This is a genomic window from Sphingorhabdus sp., from assembly GCF_040079335.1.
Taxonomy (GTDB): domain Bacteria; phylum Pseudomonadota; class Alphaproteobacteria; order Sphingomonadales; family Sphingomonadaceae; genus Sphingorhabdus_B.
The window spans coordinates 1-2556 of the sequence record NZ_JBEBKL010000108.1 but is presented as its reverse complement, the minus strand read 5'-3'; the positions used below and the strand labels follow the sequence as shown (position 1 = coordinate 2556).

The 2556-nt window shown below is 59.8% G+C and carries 4 protein-coding genes and 1 pseudogene; 4 read left to right on the top strand and 1 reads right to left on the bottom strand.

Annotated elements, in window-relative coordinates; all coding sequences use genetic code 11:
- From ABL922_RS14515 to ABL922_RS14505, 3 genes are all read left to right on the top strand, one after another.
- A partial coding sequence (locus ABL922_RS14515; RefSeq protein ID WP_349024921.1) for a toprim domain-containing protein occupies nucleotides 1-598 on the top strand: 598 nt, incomplete at its 5' end.
- 34 nt (nucleotides 599-632) lie between these two features.
- Complete coding sequence (locus ABL922_RS14510) at nucleotides 633-1247, top strand: hypothetical protein (RefSeq protein ID WP_349024920.1); 615 nt, start codon at nucleotides 633-635, stop codon at nucleotides 1245-1247.
- Entirely contained in the window at nucleotides 1247-1552 is a 306-nt protein-coding gene (locus ABL922_RS14505; protein WP_349024919.1) for a hypothetical protein, read from the top strand. The genes ABL922_RS14510 and ABL922_RS14505 overlap by 1 nt, the downstream gene beginning before the upstream one ends.
- Here the strand turns inward: ABL922_RS14505 and ABL922_RS14500 are convergent.
- Nucleotides 1546-1857: a putative quinol monooxygenase gene (locus tag ABL922_RS14500; protein ID WP_349024918.1), complete on the bottom strand. Its 312-nt coding sequence runs from the start codon at nucleotides 1855-1857 to the stop codon at nucleotides 1546-1548. The genes ABL922_RS14505 and ABL922_RS14500 overlap by 7 nt on opposite strands.
- Before the next feature lie 96 nt (nucleotides 1858-1953).
- Here ABL922_RS14500 and ABL922_RS14495 point away from each other — a divergent pair.
- Nucleotides 1954-2556, top strand: a pseudogene (locus ABL922_RS14495) (DUF4139 domain-containing protein); the annotation flags it as partial.

The following is a 2556-nucleotide window of genomic DNA, read 5'->3' as shown; positions in this document are numbered from 1 at the left end:
GATCCTGCCGATCCGCGGCAAGATCCTCAACGTCGCCAGCGCCACCGCCGACAAGATCCGCGCCAACAGCGAGATCGCCGACCTTGGCCTGGCGCTGGGTTGCGGCTTCCGCAAGGACTGCAACACCGACAATTTGCGGTACGACCGGATCATCATCATGACCGACGCCGATGTCGACGGGGCCCATATCGCGACCCTGCTGATGACGTTCTTCTTCCAGGAAATGCCCGAGGTGGTCCGCCGCGGCCACCTCTACCTCGCCCAGCCGCCGCTCTACCGTCTGACGGCGGGCAAAGAGAGCGCCTATGCCCGCGACGATGCCCACCGGGCCGAACTGGAAGCCACCCAGTTCAAGGGTAAGAATGTCGACGTTGGCCGGTTCAAGGGCCTGGGCGAAATGAATCCCCAGCAACTGCGCGAAACCACGATGGACCCGGCCAAGCGCAGCCTGGTGCGGATCACCCTGCCCCCCGAATACGAAGGCCGCGCGGCGGTGAAGGAACTGGTCGACAAGCTGATGGGCCGCGATCCTGCCCAGCGCTTCATGTTCATCCAGAACCGCGCGGGGGAATTGGATCCTGAGATGATTGATGCTTGATCAGAACGCAAAATAGTCCATTGTTTCATGCGTCATGCGCGGAAAAAACCTTGTCATAGGGCTGATGTTATCAGGTGCCCTTGCAACTTCCAGTATGCCTGCATGGGGGCAGAGCAAGATTGCCAGCCCACAGCTCACTCCCCTCATGCTTATCCCTGAATCCAGGATACCCGAGGGCAAGGTTGTTGAGATTGAATACGGCGTTGCGGTTTTCTCTGGAAAGGTAGTGGCATCCGAAGCTGCTGTCGCGGAATCAGGTTCGGTTGAAATTGCCGGAATCGTCATGCAATTTGGAAGTGAAACACCTCTCCGCAAAGGGACTCTGCCCATTGACGATCCAAGAGCGCCGTCAGGCGCGGTGCTGTATTGCTCCGAGCCTCGCGCTACGACCAAGCAGGAGCGAAAGCCAGTTGGTTCTGTCAACAAAACCCTCCGTTTCGACGATGCGGTCCGCATCTGCCTCGTCGACAAGGACGCGGACCAGAAATTCGATAGCGGGTTCATTTGGGGGGCCAAATGGGAACAGGATCAGAGTGCCAGTTCAGTTTCGCCAATTGCCTACCAGGCCAAACAAAATCTGAGTTTTCCGGACGCGGGAAATTCGGAATTGTCTATTACAAGGAAGCACCGGCAAGCGATTCCGAATTAATGCCGATGACGGACATGCTCGATGGCAAAATCCACATGACCGACTTGAACATCGGCGCGGGCCAGCCTGGTACCTGGACCCACCGGCGGACAAGTGTCACACCCGGAGTGCTTCCAAAACGACTGGAATACGGTGACGGGGTGGTGACAGTGCTTGCGATGGACACGCGAAACCATCACCTTTTTATCCGGATCGACCGTCAGATGTCGCCAACCCCGATCGGCTTCAATGTCATTGTCGGCTTCAACACGACCATTGGTGCGTACTATTATTCGTCGTTGCCTAACTACAGGCTTGTCTATTGATGAAGCGCCTGGCCCTCGACGGGCCTAGCCTCCCAAATCCGCATCACCGGCGGCGCATCGCTCATTGCGGAAAGCTCCCGCACAAACTCTCCCGATTCCGGCACCGCGAAGTGGGTCTTGACCGCCGCCATATCGGCCCATTCCTCGACGAAGACGATGCGATTCTCATTTTCGGCATCGAGGTGGCAATTGTGCGCAAAGCAGCCCGGTTCGGCGCGTGAGCGCTGGGAGTGGCGGGTACCCAGTGCCAGCGCCTCAGCGCGGCGTTCCGGGCGGACGATAATGTGGCCGGTGATCAGGATCATCCCCCCAGCCTAGCCGCGATGGCGGCAAGGGCAAGCGCGCCTTGACTTGCCGCCATGTTACCTTATCACATGACGCTTCAGAGGAGGCCCAAGCCCATGAAGCGCCTGTCTTTTGCCCTCACCGCATCGCTAACCGCCCTTGCCGCTCCCGCGCTGGCCGAACCGGGGATCGACATCACGATCTATTCCGACAACCAGGCGCTGGTGCAGGATACCCGCACGATCACTTTCACTGGCGATCGGCAGAAGGTGGAATTCAAGAACGTCTCCGCCCAGATCCGTCCCGAAACCGCGACCCTGGCCGCGAAAGACCTGGCCGTGATCGAGCAGAATTTCGATTACGATCTGCTCTCCCCCGCCAAGATCATGGAAAACGCGGTGGGGCAGACCATCACGCTGGTCCGCACCAACCCGGCAACCGGCTCGGAAACGCGCGAGCAAGCGGTGGTGCTGGCGGCCAACGGCGGCGTGGTACTGCAGATCGGGAGCCGGATCGAGGTGCTGCGCGACGATGGCCTGCCGGTGCGGGTGATATTCGACAAGGTGCCACCCAACATGCGGGCCGATCCGACGCTGTCGATCACGGTTGAGGCCGGGGCAGGAACGCGCGAAGCCTCGCTGCGGTACCTGACACCAGGTCTCGGCTGGCGGGCGGACTATGTTGCGCTGTTCGATGAAAAGCAGGGCACGATCGATGTC

Coding starts and splice junctions, on each gene's coding strand:
- ABL922_RS14505 (WP_349024919.1), top strand. CDS start 1,247: ATGCCGATGACGGACATGCTCGATGGCAAAATCCACATGACCGACTTG.
- ABL922_RS14510 (WP_349024920.1), top strand. CDS start 633: ATGCGCGGAAAAAACCTTGTCATAGGGCTGATGTTATCAGGTGCCCTT.
- ABL922_RS14500 (WP_349024918.1), bottom strand. CDS start 1,857: ATGATCCTGATCACCGGCCACATTATCGTCCGCCCGGAACGCCGCGCT.